General features: G+C 62.4%; 17 protein-coding genes. 10 read left to right on the top strand and 7 right to left on the bottom strand.

Translation table 11 applies throughout. From position 1 onward, the window contains the following. Window positions 1-3 precede the first annotated feature (3 nt). Window positions 4-2643, bottom strand: coding sequence for a leucine--tRNA ligase (gene leuS, locus ABFC66_RS02370; RefSeq protein WP_346739345.1), 2640 nt, complete (start codon window positions 2641-2643; stop codon window positions 4-6). Between the two features lie 93 nt (window positions 2644-2736). Continuing rightward, complete coding sequence (locus tag ABFC66_RS02375) at window positions 2737-3324, bottom strand: DUF3576 domain-containing protein (RefSeq protein WP_346739346.1); 588 nt, start codon at window positions 3322-3324, stop codon at window positions 2737-2739. A gap of 680 nt (window positions 3325-4004) precedes the next feature. Between ABFC66_RS02375 and ABFC66_RS02380 the strand changes: the two genes are divergently transcribed. The 5 genes from ABFC66_RS02380 (at window position 4005) to ABFC66_RS02400 (ending at window position 10526) form a co-directional block, all read left to right on the top strand. Beyond that, window positions 4005-5168 (top strand): porin, encoded by a 1164-nt coding sequence (locus ABFC66_RS02380; protein WP_346739347.1) that lies wholly within the window; start codon window positions 4005-4007, stop codon window positions 5166-5168. 120 nt (window positions 5169-5288) lie between these two features. Then, the gene (locus tag ABFC66_RS02385) at window positions 5289-6170 is read left to right on the top strand and encodes a sulfotransferase domain-containing protein (RefSeq protein WP_346739348.1); all 882 of its coding nucleotides are present in this window, start codon (window positions 5289-5291) and stop codon (window positions 6168-6170) included. A 239-nt stretch (window positions 6171-6409) separates the two neighbouring features. Then, window positions 6410-7519 (top strand): porin, encoded by a 1110-nt coding sequence (locus ABFC66_RS02390; RefSeq protein ID WP_346739349.1) that lies wholly within the window; start codon window positions 6410-6412, stop codon window positions 7517-7519. Window positions 7520-7859: 340 nt separating this feature from the next. Then, window positions 7860-9017 (top strand): porin, encoded by a 1158-nt coding sequence (locus tag ABFC66_RS02395; protein WP_346739350.1) that lies wholly within the window; start codon window positions 7860-7862, stop codon window positions 9015-9017. Between the two features lie 357 nt (window positions 9018-9374). Then, the gene (locus ABFC66_RS02400; protein ID WP_346739351.1) at window positions 9375-10526 is read left to right on the top strand and encodes a porin; all 1152 of its coding nucleotides are present in this window, start codon (window positions 9375-9377) and stop codon (window positions 10524-10526) included. A 35-nt stretch (window positions 10527-10561) separates the two neighbouring features. On the opposite strand, the gene ABFC66_RS02405 is transcribed toward ABFC66_RS02400, so the two are convergent. Next, complete coding sequence (locus ABFC66_RS02405) at window positions 10562-11191, bottom strand: thiamine phosphate synthase (protein WP_346739352.1); 630 nt, start codon at window positions 11189-11191, stop codon at window positions 10562-10564. Between the two features lie 15 nt (window positions 11192-11206). Here ABFC66_RS02405 and ABFC66_RS02410 point away from each other — a divergent pair, with 15 nt between their 5' ends. Next, complete coding sequence (locus tag ABFC66_RS02410; RefSeq protein WP_346739353.1) at window positions 11207-11908, top strand: YggS family pyridoxal phosphate-dependent enzyme; 702 nt, start codon at window positions 11207-11209, stop codon at window positions 11906-11908. On the opposite strand, the gene ABFC66_RS02415 is transcribed toward ABFC66_RS02410, so the two are convergent. Both ABFC66_RS02415 and ABFC66_RS02420 read right to left on the bottom strand, forming a co-directional pair. Next, window positions 11897-12430 (bottom strand): L,D-transpeptidase family protein, encoded by a 534-nt coding sequence (locus ABFC66_RS02415; protein ID WP_346739354.1) that lies wholly within the window; start codon window positions 12428-12430, stop codon window positions 11897-11899. The two genes, ABFC66_RS02410 and ABFC66_RS02415, sit on opposite strands and share 12 nt — an antisense overlap. 50 nt (window positions 12431-12480) lie before the next feature. Then, window positions 12481-13248 (bottom strand): hypothetical protein, encoded by a 768-nt coding sequence (locus ABFC66_RS02420; RefSeq protein ID WP_346739355.1) that lies wholly within the window; start codon window positions 13246-13248, stop codon window positions 12481-12483. Between the two features lie 230 nt (window positions 13249-13478). On the opposite strand from ABFC66_RS02420, the gene ABFC66_RS02425 reads away from it, so the two are divergent. The 3 genes from ABFC66_RS02425 to ABFC66_RS02435 are packed head-to-tail and all read left to right on the top strand — an operon-like array spanning window position 13479 to window position 16505. Beyond that, entirely contained in the window at window positions 13479-15401 is a 1923-nt protein-coding gene (locus tag ABFC66_RS02425; RefSeq protein ID WP_346739356.1) for a sulfotransferase, read from the top strand. A gap of 4 nt (window positions 15402-15405) precedes the next feature. After that, window positions 15406-16089, top strand: coding sequence for a response regulator transcription factor (locus tag ABFC66_RS02430; protein ID WP_346739357.1), 684 nt, complete (start codon window positions 15406-15408; stop codon window positions 16087-16089). 29 nt (window positions 16090-16118) lie between these two features. Next, the gene (locus ABFC66_RS02435) at window positions 16119-16505 is read left to right on the top strand and encodes a nuclear transport factor 2 family protein (protein WP_346739358.1); all 387 of its coding nucleotides are present in this window, start codon (window positions 16119-16121) and stop codon (window positions 16503-16505) included. Between the two features lie 6 nt (window positions 16506-16511). On the opposite strand, the gene ABFC66_RS02440 is transcribed toward ABFC66_RS02435, so the two are convergent. Then, window positions 16512-16679 carry a hypothetical protein gene (locus ABFC66_RS02440; RefSeq protein WP_346739359.1) on the bottom strand — a complete coding sequence of 56 codons (168 nt, stop codon included), beginning with the start codon at window positions 16677-16679 and terminating at the stop codon, window positions 16512-16514. Between the two features lie 93 nt (window positions 16680-16772). Further along, window positions 16773-17234 (bottom strand): thioesterase family protein, encoded by a 462-nt coding sequence (locus ABFC66_RS02445; protein WP_346739360.1) that lies wholly within the window; start codon window positions 17232-17234, stop codon window positions 16773-16775. A 98-nt stretch (window positions 17235-17332) separates the two neighbouring features. Between ABFC66_RS02445 and ABFC66_RS02450 the strand changes: the two genes are divergently transcribed. Beyond that, window positions 17333-17812: a Crp/Fnr family transcriptional regulator gene (locus ABFC66_RS02450; protein ID WP_346739361.1), complete on the top strand. Its 480-nt coding sequence runs from the start codon at window positions 17333-17335 to the stop codon at window positions 17810-17812. The last annotated feature ends 1 nt before the right edge of the window (window position 17813 follow it).

Below are 17813 nucleotides of genomic sequence, written 5' to 3' on the forward strand. Positions count from 1 at the left end.
CGTTCAGACCACAATATTGACGATCTTGCCCGGCACCACGATGACCTTGCGGACCGCTTTCCCATCGATCGCCTTCTCCACTTTTTCGAGGGCCAGCGCCGCGCGCTCGACCGTCGCATTATCCGCGTCGCGGGCGATGGTGAGTTCGTCACGGCGCTTGCCGTTCACCTGGACCGCAATCGTAACGGAGTCTTCCACGAGGAGGGCCGCCTCGGCAACCGGCCATGCAGCATCCACGATCAATCCGTCATGGCCGAGCAGCTGCCAGGCCTCTTCGGCGAGGTGCGGCATCATGGGCGCGACCGACAGGATCAGCCGCTCCACAGCCTCCCGGATCGCCCAGCCGAGGGAGGCGTCGAAGCCTTCGGCCTTCCAGTTCTGGCCGTTCACGACGGTCGCGAGCGCATTCACCAGCTCGTAGACATTGGCGACGGCCACGTTGAAACGCAGCGCCTCGATATTTTCTTCGATGGCGGCATTGGCCTGATGGACGGTCCGGCGCAGCGCGGCGGCCGTGTCGGAGAAGGCGCCGGGTGCAGGCGTGCCCGCGGCGGGGATCAGGTCGCCGTGATCCTCGACCTCGCCGACAAGACGCCAGATGCGCTGCACCAGGCGCCAGGCACCCTCGACGCCACCTTGCGTCCATTCGCTGTCGCGCTCGGGCGGGGTGTCGGAAAGCATGAACCAGCGCGCGCAATCGACGCCGTAGCTGTCGGCGACGATCTCCGGCGGCACCACGTTCTTCTTGGACTTCGACATCTTTTCGGGCGCGCCGACGGTTACCGGGGTGCCGTCCGCGATCTTCACGGCCTTGCCCTCGGCATTGCGCTCGACCTCTTCGGGATAAAGCCACTGGCCGGCTTCGTCCTTGTAGGTCTCGTGAATGATCATGCCTTGCGTGAAAAGACCTCCGAAGGGCTCCTTCACCGAGAGGCGGCCGCATTTCTCCAGGCCGCGCGTGAAGAAGCGCGCATAAAGGAGATGCAGGATCGCGTGTTCGATGCCGCCGATATACTGGTCCACCGGCAGCCAGTGGTTGGCGCCTTCCTTGGTGAGCGGCGCCGAACCCGGCTCGCTGGCGAAGCGCGCGAAGTACCAGGACGAGTCGACGAAGGTATCCATCGTGTCCGTCTCGCGCCGCGCATGCTTGTCGCAGGACGGGCAGTTCACGTTCTTCCAGGTCGGATGGCGGTCGAGCGGATTGCCAGGCACGTCGAAGGTGACGTCCTCGGGCAGCTTCACCGGCAGCTCGGCTTCGGGAACCGGCACGGGCCCACAATCGTCGCAATGGACGATCGGGATCGGGCAGCCCCAATAGCGCTGGCGCGACACGCCCCAGTCGCGCAGGCGATAATTGACGGTGCCTTCGCCCGCCTTGAGCGATTTGAGCTTCCCGATCGCGGCGCCTTTCGCGGCCTCGACATCGAGCCCGTCGAGGAAGCCGGAATTGATGGCGATGCCGTCGCCCGTATAGGCGTCCTTGCCGGCGATGAGTTCGGCGCACCAAGCGGCCAGCGCTTCCTTGTCGGCGGCGATGTCCTTCGGCGCGACGACCGGCAGGATCGGCATTCCGTATTTCTTTGCGAAGTCGAAGTCGCGCTGGTCATGGGCCGGGCAGGCGAAGATCGCGCCCGTGCCGTAATCCATCAGCACGAAATTGGCGACATAGACGGGCACCGTCGCGCCTTCGATGAAGGGATGGCGCGCGGTGAGCGTCGTCTTGTAGCCCTTCTTCTCGGCGGTCTCGATGGCTTCGGCGCTGGTGCCGATGCGCTTGCAGTCGGCGATGAAGGCCTGAAGCTCTTCATTGTCTTCGGCGAGTTTCGCCGTCAGCGGATGATCGGGCGACAGCGCGCAGAAGGAGGCGCCATAAAGCGTGTCGGGCCGCGTCGTATAGATTTCGAGCCGGTAGTCGGGCTCGCCCGGAACGCCGTCGATCGGCCAGAAGACGCGCGCGCCTTCCGAACGGCCGATCCAGTTCTTCTGCATGGTGCGGACCTTTTCCGGCCAGCGCGGCAGGTCGTCCAGCGCAGCGAGAAGCTCGTCGGCAAAGGCGGTGATGCGGAAGAACCATTGCGACAGGCGGCGGCGCTCGACCAGTGCGCCGGAGCGCCAGCCGCGGCCGTCGATCACCTGTTCGTTGGCGAGCACGGTATTGTCCACCGGGTCCCAGTTGACTTCGCTCTCCTTGCGGTAGACGAGGCCGTTCTTCAGGAACTCGATGAATATCTTCTGCTGTTCGGCGTAGTAGGAGGGATCGCAGGTCGCGATCTCGCGGCTCCAGTCGTGCGAAAGGCCGAGCAGCTTCAGCTGCACCTTCATCGCCTCGATATTGTCGTAGGTCCAGGCCTTCGGATGGGTCTTGCGTTCCATCGCAGCGTTTTCGGCGGGAAGGCCGAAAGCATCCCAGCCCATCGGATGCAGGACGTTGAAGCCCTTCATGCGCTTGAAGCGCGCCACCACGTCGCCCATCACGTAGTTGCGCCCGTGTCCGATATGGATGCGGCCGGACGGGTAGGGGAACATCTCAAGCACGTAGTATTTCGGGCGCGGATCGTTATTCCGTGCACGGAAGCTCTGACGCTCTTCCCAGACCTTCTGCCATTTCGGTTCGCTCGTGCGGGCGTTGTAACGTGTCGACATCTTGAAAACGCTGTCTCAGAAATGGATGCGGGTCACCCTTGGCGAAAATGCCAGCGGCGACCCGCGCTCGAATTGGAGGCTTTGACGCCTGAATTACTTGGTCTCGCCGGCTTCCGTGCTGCTGATGCGAAGCTGGCGTGCGCGGACGAGGATCGCGTCCTCGATCTTGATGCCGGTCTTCGGATCGGTCGCGGCGTCAACCCATTCGTTGCCGTTCCGGGCCTGACGGAACACCGCCACCTTCACGCCGTCGGCGCGCAGGCGCTTGTCCATGATGTAGACGGTGATCTTGAAGCGCTCGTTCGGCGTCTTCGGGTCCTGATACCAGTCCGTGATGATGACGCCGCCGAAGGGATCGGCCGAAGCGAGCGGCATGAAGGAAACCGTGTCCAGCGAGGCGCGCCACAGGAAGCTGTTGACGCCGATGCCCGCGCCCTGTTCGCCGCCCTTGCTGTCGCCGCCGAAAAGCGTGATGCCGTCTTCGCCGAAGATCGTCTTGCGGGGCTGGCCGCTCGGATTCGGGGTGGTCGGGCCGGAGCCCTCCTGGGTCGGATATTGCGAGGAACCGCCGCCGAACATGCCGCAGCCGCCAAGGCCGATCAGGCTCGCCAAAGCGATCGCCGTTGCGATCCGAGCGCCCCGGCTGGTCACATTCCTGCCGGCTTCATTTCTGAACGTCACGCTGAAATCCCCATCCTTGCGCGCCAATCGCGCATTGCTTTTACCACGCGCCAAATTCCATCACGGAGCATGGGCGCGCCTGTCGGCTGATGCTCCAAACGGAGGTACACGGGGAACACCGTCCCTCGTTTCCCCTTTTGGCACCTGCTGGTTCTTGCTCAACTGCCAGCCAGGAGCAAGCAAATTCCAGCATTTGGCGCATTAAATCGAGGGCAAAAAGGGCTATCGCAGATACCGTTGGCGCCGGCGTCCCGGAGCACCCCGAGCCGCGTGGTCCTGATGGTACATCGCGCGGCGAAGGCTGTTTCAACGGGCTACAGGCCATCGGTTCGATCGATATTGTGGCCGGCGGAGCACATAGGCTCGAATTCCCAAGCATTCCGGCCATTTCTTGTTCCGGCCGGCTTCCGCTACTTCCTACGGGGCTTTTGCTTCGGCCGCTAAGCTCTTGTCTCAAAATGGATTACCGATTTGTGCCCTTTGGGCAACAGATGCCGACTTTCGGCCTCGGAAGATGTCCCCGTTCTTGACGCTCCGCCTTCATGCGGGATTAATCATCACATCCGCTCGGGGGGCAGAGATTTGTTTCGTCGGCCCGGCGATTAAATACGACCGCGGGCGTTCAGTTTTCCGCAAGGTCGTAGAAACTGAACAGCTATTGCTGACACTGCGAGGAACACATGAAAAAGACACTCCTTGGGACGACCGCTCTGGTCACTGCTGGCCTTCTCGCCGGCCCGGCGCTTGCGAGCGACCCGCTGAAGGTTACGGTCGGCGGCAACGTCGTCACGGGCTTCTATTTCGTCGATGCGGATAACGTTAACGGTTACAGCTTCCAGGATACGAAGGTCGCCGTCGTCGCCCGCAACATCGACGTCAAGGCCGAAGGCACACTGGACAACGGCCTCGTCGCCGGCGTCGACGCGAAGCTCATGCTGAGCAACGACTGGAACTCGACCAACGAGTCCTGGGCCTCGTTCCGTCAGCTCTTCGCCTACCTCGAAGGCGGCTTCGGCAAGTTCGAGATCGGTGGCACTGACGGCGCCGCCTACAAGATGCACTACACCTCGCCCTGGTTCGTGCCGGGCAACGGCGTCGACTCGCCCAACATCTACAACGGCGTGTCGGACAAGTATTGGAACGAGCCCTACGCGACCAGCCCGGAAGTCCGCCTGTCGACCTTCTCGCTCATGGCGACCGACGCGAACAAGATCAGCTACTTCACGCCGCGTCTCGCCGGCTTCCAGCTCGGCGTTTCCTACACGCCGGATGCCTCCAACAACAACCCGAAGGCCAATGGCCTGTGGTTGCAGCCGTCGCTCACCGGCTGGGACCGCAACATCCAGGACGTGTTTGAAATCGCGGCGAACTATGCCGGCACGTTCGGCGGCGTTGATGTCGGCGTCGACGGCTTCTACACGGGCGGCGACTCCTCGCGTCCGGACGTCTCGCCGGAAGAGTATGGCTTCGGTGCGAACCTCGGCTATGCCGGCTTCACGCTGGGCGGCGCCTGGTACCAGTCGAACGATCTGGACTACAAGCGTGGCGTTTCGTCGGCCCGCGCCGACGTCGGTGCGCAGGTCTGGACGATCGGCCTGAAGTATGCGACCGGTCCGTGGACCGTCGGTGCGGCGTATATCGACGCGCAGGACGACTCGGCTTCCTATCGTGGCCGCGACGGCCGCGAGTCGCAGACCGTTCAGGTCGGCGGCGGCTACAACCTCGGCTCGGGTGTCGATATCGGCCTCGATCTGCAGTGGGCCTCGAACCAGCACAACGACACCTGGAACAGCACCAGCTACGACACGACGTCGGGCGGTCTGGTTCTCGCGATCGCCTTCTGATCGCCATCGTCTGAGAATGACGGGAGAGCGGGCTTCGGCCCGCTCTCTTTTTTTATGCGTTTGGCGCATCGTCCGCGTCTGCTAGAAATCGGCCGTATCGCATTTCGCAGAAGGTCATCCATGGGCGCTCTGATCTGGCTTGCCTCCTACCCGAAATCCGGCAACACCTGGATGCGCTCCTTCCTGCACAATCTGCTGCGCAATCCGACGCGGCCTGTTCCGCTCGATGAACTCGACAAGTTCTGTCTCGGCGAGTCCCACTCGGCCTGGTACCGGCATCGCAGCCAGAAACCCCTCGAAGAACTGACGCCCGAAGAGCTTGCCGCGCTCCGCCCGCTGGTCCATCGCGACTTCACGACGGTTTTTCCCGACTCCGTCTTCGTCAAGACGCACAACTTCCTTGGCGATTGGCACGGCTATCCGCTGCACAACATGGAAGTGACGGCGGGCGCGATCTACATCGTCCGCAACCCGCTCGATGTCGCGCTCTCGATGGCGCCGCATTACGGCCTCACCATCGATGAAGCAATCGACGCTCTGGCCAACGAGCTTGCAGGCACAGCTATGGTCGAGGGGCATGTTCCCGAGATGCACGCATCATGGTCGACGCATGTCCGGAGCTGGACCCGGCATCCGAACCCCCAGCTTCTCGTGCTGCGCTATGAAGATCTGCTCGACAAGCCGCGCAAGAGCTTCAAGCGCGTGGCCGAATTTCTCGGCCTCAAGCCAACCAGTGAAAGGCTTGAGCGCGCGATCAAATTTTCTTCTTTCAAGATGCTGAAGGCGCAGGAGCAGCGCGAAGGCTTCAAGGAGCGATCGTCCAAGGCGGCCGCATTCTTTCGTGAGGGGCGTAAAGATCAGTGGCGAGAAAAGCTCACGCCCGCGCAGATCCGCCGCATCATCGCCGACCACCACGAACAGATGGCTAGGTTCGGTTACATTCCCGCGGATTACGCGGATGCCGTTCCCGCCAGCGTGCACTCCGCATCTTCGGACGACTAGGGTCAATCGCCCTCACGCGCGAGTGCATGGGCATTCCTCCGTCCACGGCGGTCTAGCTCGGCCTGAGAGTTGCCTCAGAGTCACAATAGCGTTCTTTTTGCACAACTATCGCCGCTCGCCGTTGACCCGTCGGTGAGCGAAGCCATAGTCACCGATGGACACAGGCGCTCAGTGATTTGCCGGGCGACCCCGCGGGGCCTCAGGAACCGGCGCCGGACAGAAATGACAAAGAGGGTACGATGAAAAAGACACTGCTTGCCACGACTGCACTGGTTACGACCGGCCTTCTCGCCGGCCCGGCGCTTGCGAGCGATCCGTTGAAGGTGACCGTCGGCGGCAATGTCGTCACCGGCTTCTACTTCGTCGATGCGGACAATGTCTCCAGCACGTCCTATCAGGACACGAAGGTGGCCGTGGTCGCCCGCAACATCGACATCAAGGCCGAAGGCACGCTGGACAACGGCCTCGTCGCCGGCGTCGATGCGAAGCTTCAGCTGAGCAACGACTGGAACTCGAGCAATCATTCTTCGGCGGCTTCGTTCCGCCAGCTCTTCGCCTATCTCGAAGGCAGCTTCGGCAAGTTCGAAATCGGCGGCACCGACGGCGCCGCCTACAAGATGCACTACACCTCGCCCTGGTTCGTTCCGGGCAACGGCGTCGACTCGCCCAACATCCTGAACATCGTTCCCTATTATGGCGAGCGTCATTCGACTTTCTCGCTGCTCGCCACCGATGCGAACAAGGTCAGCTATTTCACGCCGCGTTTCGCCGGCTTCCAGCTCGGCGTCTCCTACACGCCGGATGCGAACAACAAGAACCCGAAGGCCAACGGCCTTTCGCTCGCCGCCAAGACGGACGCCTATATGCGTGATGTCTTCGAAATCGCGGGCAATTACGCCGGTACGCTCGGTGGCGTCGACCTCGGTGTCGATGGCTTCTACACGACCGGCAAGGGCGACCATGACAACGTCGATCCGGAGGAATATGGCTTCGGTGCGAATGTCGGCTATGCCGGCTTCACGCTGGGTGGCGCGTGGTATCGCAGCGAAGATATTTGGGCAGTCTTCGATCCGGATCCGAGCTATTACAACAACGAAAACACGACCTGGACCCTTGGCCTGAAATACGCGACCGGCCCGTGGACGGTCGGTACGGCCTATCTCGACGGCGATCAGGATTGGGATGGCTACAGCTACAAGGTCAAGACGCTGCAGGTTGGTGGCGGTTACAACCTTGGTTCGGGAGTCGATCTCGGTCTCGACATTCAGTTCTCGAACTACAAGAACAACGACAACGACCTCGACTACGACAGCAAGTCGGCCGGTCTGGTTCTCGCGATCGCCTTCTGATCCCGAACCCGGGTTTCAAGCGACCATTTGAAGAGCGGGCTTCGGCCCGCTCTTTTTCTTTGCAAAGGCTTTGGATCCATGGCGCGAAATCGGTCGCATCCCATCGCCACATGCCACGCGATGGTTGCGCCCGAGCCACATCTGCGTTCTTTCTATCTGAATCACACTGGATGGAATTGACCCAAGGGGGAACAACGCATTAGTCATTTTACCCTAGGGGTTTTTGGAAGAAGTTCCGAATGATCCTGCCGGCGCGACGGTCAGGTCGCGCCGCAGCTAGCGCCGTTCAGCGGGGGATTCTCCGGGGTCGGCGCCTAAATGAAATGACAATGAGGGTACGATGAAAAAGACACTTCTTGGCACGACTGCGCTGGTCACCGCTGGCCTTCTCGCCGGCCCGGCGCTTGCGAGCGACCCGCTGAAGGTTACGGTTGGCGGCAATGTCGTCACGGGCTTCTATTTCGTCGATGCGGACAATGTTGGCGGCACGTCCTTCCAGGACACGAAGGTCGCCGTTGTCGCCCGCAACATCGACATCAAGGCTGAAGGCACGCTGGACAACGGCCTCGTCGCCGGCGTCGACGCGAAGCTTCAGTTGAGCAACGACTGGAACTCGACCAACGAGTCCTGGGCCTCGTTCCGTCAGCTCTTCGCCTACCTCGAAGGCGGCTTCGGCAAGTTCGAAATCGGTGGCACCGATGGCGCCGCCTACAAGATGCACTACACCTCGCCCTGGTTCGTCCCGGGCAACGGCGTCGACTCGCCCAACATCTACAATGCGTCTTCGTACAGCGGCAGCCCGGAAGTCCGCCTGTCGACCTTCTCGCTGATGGCGACCGACTCGAACAAGATCAGCTACTTCACGCCGCGCCTCGCCGGCTTCCAGCTCGGCCTGTCCTACACGCCGGACGCGCAGAACCACGGCCCGTCGGAAAACGGCCTCGTGCTGGCGCCGAAGGACTACATCATGAGCAACAACAACATCAACCAGGTGTTCGAGATCGCGCTCAACTACGCGGGCACCTTCGGTGGTGTTGATGTCGGCGTTGACGGATTCTACACCGGCGGCAACGCGATGAACAATATCAATGCCGATCCGGAAGAATACGGTTTCGGTGCGAACCTCGGCTATGCCGGCTTCACGCTGGGCGGCGCTTATTATGAGTCGAACGACCTCGATTATGCGAACGGCGTTTCCTCCGCTGACAAGGACTACGGTGCCCAGGTCTGGACGCTCGGTCTGAAGTACGCGACGGGCCCGTGGACGGTCGGTGTTGCCTACCTCGACTCGCAGGACGACTCGTCGAACCATGCCTGGCGCGTTGGTCGTGAAAGCCAGACGGTGCAGCTCGGTGGCGGCTACAATCTGGGTTCGGGCGTCGATGTTGGCCTCGACCTGCAGTGGGCGCAGAACACGCGCGGCGATATTGGTTCGCCGGCTCGCAGGGAGACCTACGACACGAAGTCGGCCGGTCTGGTCCTCGCGATCGCCTTCTAAATCGGTCGCAAGATCAAAGTTCGAGAGAGCGGGCCAAAAGCCCGCTCTCTTTTTTTGTGCACAAGGACGTCGACTGAATAAACGGTACGTAGTCGGACTACGCGCTATATGCAGGCCATGCCGGACTTTCCAGCATGCCCCGCGATAGCAACAAGATCGGTGGCGCTAAGGCAACATCTGCCTATTTTCTGTGCCGTATCGGTTCTATCCGTTAGCGGAAATTCTGAAGAATGGTTTAAAGTCCCCTTAACGCGGGGGATCAGGAACAAGCTCATACGCTGAGCGACGATGCGCATCTCACAATCGAGGTGCCATCCGGTTTGCCGCATAAACCGAACCGGTTATCTGGGGGATAAGATGAAAAAGACACTTCTTGGAACGACGGCGCTGGTCGCTGCCGGCCTTCTCGCTTCTCCGGCGCTCGCGAGCGATCCGCTGAGGGTCACGATCGGCGGTAATGTCGTCACGGGCTTCTACTTCGTCGATGCCGACGATCTCGACCTCATGGGCAGCGCGTCCTTCCAGAACACGAAGGTTGCCCTCGTCGCCCGCAACATCGACATTAAGGCGGAAGGCACGCTGGACAACGGCCTCGTCGCCGGTGTCGATGCGAAGCTTCAGCTGAACAACGACTACAGCCTGGGCAGCGCCATGCTGAGCGAGAGCAACACCTCGCCCTATTCGTCCTGGGCGTCGTTCCGCCAGCTCTTCGCCTATCTCCAGGGCGATTTCGGCAAGTTCGAAATCGGCGGCACCGACGGCGCCGCCTACAAGATGCACTACACCTCGCCCTGGTTCGTGCCGGGCAATGGTGTGGACTCGCCCAACATCCTGAACATGCCGCTGATGCTCGTCCGCCACTCGACCTTCTCGCTGCTGGCGACGGACTCGAACAAGATCAGCTATTTCACGCCGCGCTTCTCGGGCTTCCAGCTCGGTTTCTCCTTCACGCCGAACGTGACGCTCTCGCCGAGCGAAAACGGTCTGACGCTGGCGCCGAAGGATCAGGGCGTCCAGAACGTCTATGAAGCCGCGATCAACTATGCCGGCACTGTCGGCGCCGTCGATATCGGCGCGGATGCCTTCTATGTCAGCGGCACGGGCGATTACGTCATCGGCGATCAGGGCGAGCCGGAAGAGTGGGGTCTCGGCCTCAACCTCGGCTATTCGGGCTTCACGCTCGGCGGCGCCTATTACAAGAGCCAGGATATGTTCGGTAACTGGGCTGCCGTTCCGAAGCAGGCTGGCCTCGACAACACGACCTGGACTGCGGGTCTGAAGTATGCGACGGGTCCGTGGACGGTTGGCGTTGCCTATCTCGACACCAAGCAGAGCCTTGGCGACATCGTTCCGCTGGATCTGAAGTCCAAGAACTGGCAGATCGGCGGCGGCTACAATCTCGGCTCCGGTGTCGATATCGGCATCGACCTCCAGTCGACGCAGTTCGAGGTCTACAATTTCGACTACGACTCGAAGTCGGTCGGTCTGGTTCTCGCGATCGCCTTCTGATTTCAGTTCGGCAGACGACTATCGAAAGAGCGGGCTCAGGCCCGCTCTTTTTGTTTTGCGCCGAGGCCGATACCGGCGATGCCCGCAATGCCGGTGCCCGAAAGTCTTTGCTCTGCGGCTTTGCCTGTGATGCCGCCGAGCGCATAAACGGCAAGACCGCGTGCGCGAGCCTTTGCTGCGAGTTGCGCGAAGCGCACGACGCCGAGCGGTCTGGCGCCCGGATGGCTCTGCGTTGCGAAGACCGGCGATATGAAAACAGCGTCGGCTCCTGCCCGCGCTGCTGCAATGACGGCGCTTTCGGAGTGCGCCGCCGCCGTGATGAGGAATTCGGGCCTCGGTCTCCGCCTGAAACATCGATCCGTAGACTGACGAACGACATGTTCCGGCAGGTGCAGGCCACCGATGCCGGGCGAGGCGCCAGCCAGAAGATCGCCCGCGATGAGCAGGTGAACACCTTTTCGTCGCGCCAGCTTCCCCAGCCGCGCCAGTTCCGTGCGCCTCGGCCGAATGTTGTAGGCGCGGTAGATCACGGCGGCGCCCCGCGGCGCGCGGTTCAGTGCCTCAATGGGATCCGGCGCGCGGGCGGCGTCAGTCATCACGACAATGCGCGGCAGCTTGCGCTTGCCAGCCTTCCGATGCGGCACTAGCTTCTGGTCCGATTTCATGAGTGAGGCGCATCCATGGTCGGGCCAAGCCTACAACAGAGCGCGGAGCCGGGCGAGACGCCGGCGGGCCGTCTTGCCGCCATAAAGGCGCGGATCGTCAAGGCTGCGCGCGACGCGGGCCGTTCGCCCGACGAAGTGACGCTGGTGGCGGTGTCCAAGACTTTCGGCGCCGCCGAGATCGAGCCGCTCATCGCGGCGGGCCAGCGCGTCTTCGGCGAGAACCGGGTGCAGGAAGCGGCCGCCAAATGGCCGGCGCTCAAGGCTGCAACGCCGGGGCTCGAACTCCACCTGATCGGTCCCCTGCAGACCAACAAGCTCAAGGAAGCGCTCGCGCTCTTTGACGTCTTCCACACGCTCGACCGCGATCGTCTCGCCGAAGCCCTGGTGAAGGAGCGCGAAAGGGGCGCCGCCATGCCGCGTCTCTTCATTCAGGTGAATACAGGCGAGGAACCGCAAAAGGCAGGCATTCTTCCCCTGGAGGTCGACGGCTTCGTCTCGCGGTGCCGCGATGTCTACGGCCTCGCGATCGAAGGCCTCATGTGCATTCCGCCGGTCGACGAGGAGCCCGCGCTTCATTTCGCGCTGCTCGACAAGATGGCGCGGCGCAACGGGCTCGCGAAGCTCTCCATGGGCATGAGCGCCGATTTCGAAACGGCCATCGCCTTCGGCGCGACGCATGTCAGGGTTGGCAGCGCGCTTTTCGGCTCACGCGGCTGAGGCGAGTTCCACGATCATGCGCGTTTCCGGCGTGACGCGCGCAAGGATATGCAACATGTCCGGGAGACGCAGGGCCACGCAGCCCTCCGTCGCGGCAAGACCGCTTCCGTCTTCCTTGGCGAGGTGAAAGAAGATGGCGCTGCCTGCGCCGTGTCTCACCGGATCGTCGTTGTAGCCGAGCGGCACGACGAGATCGTAGAGATGGTCTTCGCGCCACAGCGTTTCGGCGCTTGCCTTGTAGGGAAGTTTGACGGGCCGGTTATAGGCCTTGTCCGAAGGCGCGTCGCACCAACCGTCATCAGGCGCGATCGGTTTTGCGGAGAGCGCGGTGAGGGGCTTCGCCGCCCGATCCGGCCGGAACAGAAGCTCGCGCAACGCGAAACTGCCGACGGGCGTTCCGCCATCGCCTTCGCGCTTGTCGGTCACGATGCCGGAGCGGCCGAGCGCGCACGGAAAGCTCTCGGCGTCGAAACGCAGAATGCCCTGTCGATGTCCGGGAAGAGCAGAGACGCGAATATCCATGCGCCGGAGTTTACTGCGCCTCTAGGCGGTTCGCCAATCGGTGCGCTCTCTCAGAGCCCGCTTGCTTCGGGTCCGGCAAACGAGGTCGCCAGCGGAATGTCGGGCTGTGTCCGCTTCAGGTTGTCCAGCTGATCGAGGCCGCTTGCGATGGTGGCCGAAAGATCGGCGGGCCTGTGAGAGGCATCCGCTGCCTTCGTCTTTTCTTTTTGCGCGTCAGGTGGGGTTGCGGCGGCAAGCTCCGGGTTTGCCGCCCTCGCAGCCTTGGGATCGGCAAAGGAGTTGAGCAGTGCGTTGAATGCGTCGGGGCTCAGTTGCGGGATCGGCTTGGGAACGGCGGAGGTCGGAGCGGTCGGGCTCGCGGCGGCGAGCTTGACCGGTTGCGCCGATGCTGGTTCGGCTTTGGCCACTGCCGCAGTTTCAAGCGCCGCAGGGGCCGCAGAGGCGACGGCCTCGGGTTCCTTTTTCTCGTCGCCAGTAAGCGTTGCGATCACATGCCCGCCGAAATCGGAGCCGGTAACCGCCTCGAGCGCCGCGTCGAAGACGGATGCGACGAGGCTGATCGGGCCGCCGTATAGCGCGCCGCCGGCGACCCTCGCGCCGGGGCCGATCGTGTCGCCCGTCAACTCGCGATAGAGGCTCGAGACGACGGGAATATGTTGAAGCGGATTAATGGTGTCCAACAGATCGCCGAAGCTGAGTTCGCTCGCCTTCGGCGTCCCGGTCTGGGTGCGGGCCGTCTTCAACGCCTCGAAAGCGTCCGAGGCCATGTTGTGCTTGCCCTGCACGGGATGCGTCGCGATCGCTGTGAAATCCGTCATCCGACCCCAAGGCCTTTCCAAACCGGCGTTGCTGCGCCGCCTTTGTGAGAGCAAGCGCCGGGCCAGATGAAAATTGTTGGAAAACAACAGTTTAAGGATGCGCCCGATTTGCCCCTCCATGCCGGTGGGCAGAGCTTGCCGGGCTGGTTTGGCCTGCTCATGCCGCGTTTGGTCGGCGCAGCGCACTATGGCAAACTCCCGGCGCCGCATTTCGAAGGATCAGGAGTCACATGAGCAAGCGCCCCTCGAAGCCGGGCAATAATTCCGGCTTCATGCCCCCGCGGCCCGGTTTTGCCGCCCGTCCGACCGTCGGCCTGCCGCCCTCGGCCTATGGCGCGGGCGCCACGGTGCAGGTGCCAGGCGTGGGGCAGGGCGCAGGGTTCCGGATGAAGCCGCCCGCTCCCTCGCCGGCCGAAATCCTTGCAGCGCTGCAGGCCGCCGCCGGCCATTATTCGGCGCGGCGCTTCCGCGAGGCATCGCAGATCCTCGAAAAGATACTCAGCTTGCAGCCGAACAATCCCGATGCGCTGCATCTGACGGGGCTGCTCGCGCAGGACACCGGAAAGCTGGCACAGGCGGAAGAACTTATTGCTCTCGCGGTCAAGGCGGCGCGTGCACCCTCGCCGAACATGCTTGTCAATCTCGGCAATGCCCAGCGCGAACAGGGCAAGCTGGATGAATGCATGGCTGCCTACGACAAGGCGCTCGCCATCGATCCGACCTATGTGGATGGCTATATCAATCGTGGCACCGCCTGGCGCTACAAAGAGGATTACAAGGCGGCGGTCGCGGATTTCGAAAAAGCCATCGAGCTGCGCCCGGATCTTCCGGTCCCCTATCTCAGGGCCGCACATGGATTGACCGAGATCGGGCTTTATCGCGAGGCGCTTTCTTATTGCGACAAGGCACTCGAAAAATTGCCCTCGCCGCCATCGAGCATCTATTCGCTCATGGCCGACCTTCATGAGCGGCTTACGGAGCTCGATGAGGCGGTCGCCTGTGCGGACAGGGCGCTCGCCATCGATCCGAACGACGGGGAGGCGGTGCGGCTGAGGGCCAGGGCGATGCGGCGCCTGCATCCGAAGGATCGCAGTGTCCTCGTGGATGCGCGCAATCGTCTTGCTGCGGTCGACCTGACCAATCGTCCTTTCGAGCACAAGCGCGGCCTTGAACAGGAACTGGCGGAAACCTGCGACAGGCTCGACGATGTCGACGCGGCCTTTCATCACTATGGCCGCATGAATGAATTCGCCGCCGAAGAGGCCGATATAATTGGCGTCGACAGGAAGGCCTACTTCCTGCAGGTCGAGCGACTGCTCGAATTTGCAACCCCGGAAAAGATCGCGTCATGGACGGCTCTGCCTGCATTGGGAGTCGAGGCCGGGCACCGGGGACCGCCGGTCTTTCTTGTCGGGTTCCCCCGCTCGGGCACGACGCTGCTCGATCAGATTTGCGATGCCCATCCCGATATTCAGGTGCTTGAGGAAAAGATCCTCATTCGAAAGTCCGTCGATGCGGCCAGCAAGCTTGAGGGTGGCTATCCCGCGTGCCTTCCGTCGCTGACCGGGTCGCAGAGGCAGGGCCTGCGTTCCGTCTACTGGCAGGCGCTTGCAAGTGAAGGCGGCGATGTCGCTTCGAAATTCGTCATCGACAAGATGCCGCTCAGCCTCATCCATTCGGGCCTTATCGCGCGGGCGTTTCCGGAGGCGAAGATCATCCTCGCACTGCGTCACCCGGCCGACTGCGTCCTGTCGTGTTTCATGCAGAACTTCCGCCTGAACGGTTCGATGGTGAATTTTCTTACCCTTGAGGGCGCCGCTCATCTCTACGACCGCGTCATGACGCTGTGGCAGCAATATCGTGCCTTGTTGCCGCTCAATGTCGTCGAGGTGCGCTACGAGAATCTCATCCGCGACCTGCGCGGCGAGGTCGAGCCCGTGCTCGATTTCCTCGGCCTTCCCTGGAACGAGGCGCAGGCCGATCCTGCCGCGCACGCGCTGGCGCGCGGTACGATCCGCACGCCTTCCTATGCGCAGGTGACGCAGCCCATCTATTCCAGTGCGGCTGATCGCTGGCGCCGTTATCAGAAGCATCTCGAACCCGTGCTTCCGATCCTTGAAAAGCACATCAAATATTTCGGCTACACGCTCTGAACCGATGAGTGTCAAGAAACTCCTGATTGTCGATGACGACGAGGCGCTGCGCGGTTCGCTGGTGGAGCAGTTGCAGCTCCATGAGGAATTCGATGTGGCGGTCGCGGCGACGGCCTCCGCCGGGCTCGACCATGTGCGCCATGCCCATGTCGATCTCGTGCTGCTCGACGTCGGACTGCCCGACATGGACGGGCGCGAGGCATGCCGCCTGATGCGGCGCGACGGGATCAAGGCGCCGATCATCATGCTCACCGGCGCCGATACGGATGCCGACGCCATTCTCGGCCTCGATGCGGGCGCCAATGACTATGTGACGAAGCCATTCCGTTTCGGCGTCCTGCTCGCGCGCATTCGGGCCCATCTGCGAAGCCATGAGCAGAGCGAGGATGCGGTTTTCAACATCGGGCCTTATTCCTTCCGGCCGAGCGCAAAGCTGCTTATCGATCCGGCGGACAGAAAGATCCGTCTCACCGAAAAGGAGACGAGCATCCTCAAATATCTCTATCGTGCGGGACAGAAGGTCGTGGGTCGCGATGTTCTGCTTACGGAGGTTTGGGGCTACAATTCAGGCGTGACGACGCATACGCTCGAAACGCATATCTATCGGCTCCGGCAGAAGATCGAAAAGGATCCGTCGAACGCCGAGATCCTCGTGACGGAAGCGGGGGGTTATCGTCTCGTGCCCTGAAGCATGAGGCAAAAAGGGGAGGGAGGAAAATGGCCGATACGGAAGCTGACGTTCTCGCGCTGGCGGAGCGCTTCGTCGCCGCGATCGAGGCGGGCGACATCGAAACTCTGAAGGCCGCGTGCTATGCGCCCGACGCCGAGATCTGGCACAACTTCGATCAGGTCAATCAGACGGTCGAGCAGAACCTGAAAGTGCTTGGCTGGATGGCGAAGGTGCTGCCGCAGCGCAGATATGACATTCTGCGCCGCGTCGTCATTCCCGGCGGTTATCTGCAGCAGCATGTGCTGCGCGGCAAGCGGCCGAATGGCGAGGATTTCGCCATGCCGGCATGTCTTGTCGTTATGGTGAAGGACGGACGCATCACGCGGCTGGAGGAATATCTCGATCCCGCGCAGGCGGCCGTGCTCGCGAGCTGAGTGGCCTCAGGCTTTTGCCGTCATCGAAATGCGAACGATCGTGCCGAGCATGATCGGCACGCCGACCAGCGCCGCCATGAGAAGCGCTGTCGCGCCCCAGATCACGGTGGCGACCGCCACGGCGAGGAGGAGGTTGGCGAAGAAGAGGGTGGCGGCGTCGATGCGGTCGATCATGGTGCCTTCGATACACAAGAGGACTGGACGGCCCTCCTGTGCCGCACGGACGGCTTTACCGAAAGGGGGCATTTCGACGCAGCGTCGATCCTCTCAATTGTCTCCCTCGACGGAAGCGGTGAGCCTGTAGGTTTTGGCGAATTCGTCGGGCATGCGCGTCGCGCGGCCGGTCTCGATATTGATGCAGACGAAGTCGGAAAGGCCGCGCAGCAGCGTCGTGCCGGTCGCCGCATTCACCATCTGAAAGCGGCGGCGGAGCCGCAATCTTCCGTCATTGCCCGTAATCCAGGTTGCCACCAGGACACGTTCTCCGGCATGGCTGGGCGCCAGATATTCGAGTTCATGCCGCCGGACCACCATGCCGCGATTGAGCCTCGCATAGGCCGCGAAGTCGAGGCCGAGCGCCTTCGAATGTTCCCACGCGGTCTTTGCCATCCAGGTCAGATAGACGACATTGTTCGTATGCTGAAAATCGTCGATATGCTGCGGCTCGACCGTCACCTCATGGATGAAGGGTTCGGGATAGTCCCATGCGATCGCGCCTGTTTCGGTCATGGCCGGGCTCCTTTGTCCGTTCTTCTTAGCGGCGGGGCGGGCAGGGGGCAATCGTTCCCGCGGTTCCGTGACGCGCCGGCTTTCGTTATGGTCTCTCCATGAGCCTCAAGACGATCATTGCGCTTCTGCAGCGGCACGACCTTTTCGCGGACCTCGACCCGGTGCGCCTCGAGGTGCTGGCCTTCACGGCCGAACAGCCGGAGTTCGAACCCGGCCAGACGCTGTTCGAAGCGGGCGATCCGGCAGAGGACGCCTATCTCATCGTCGAGGGCGAGGCGGTGATGCTGGCCCATGTCGGCGCGGAGGCGCGGGGCGGGGAGAAGCGGGCGCTCCGGCTTGACAGGGGCGACCTCATCGGCGAAACCGCCCTCTTTCAGGGAGGGGTGCGGCGCTCGACCGTGAAGGCGGCGACACATCTTCAGACGCTGAAGGTCAGCCGGGCGGTCTTCGACCGGCTGATGGACGAATTTCCCGAGATGGCGGGTTCCGTGGTGCGGGCCTTGAGCCGCCGCCTCGAAGCGGTGGGCCGGGACATCGCCGAGCTGGGCCTCGACATGAACAAGAAGAACCGAACCTAGG

This window comes from Parvibaculum sp., assembly GCF_039680535.1.
Lineage (GTDB): Bacteria > Pseudomonadota > Alphaproteobacteria > Parvibaculales > Parvibaculaceae > Parvibaculum.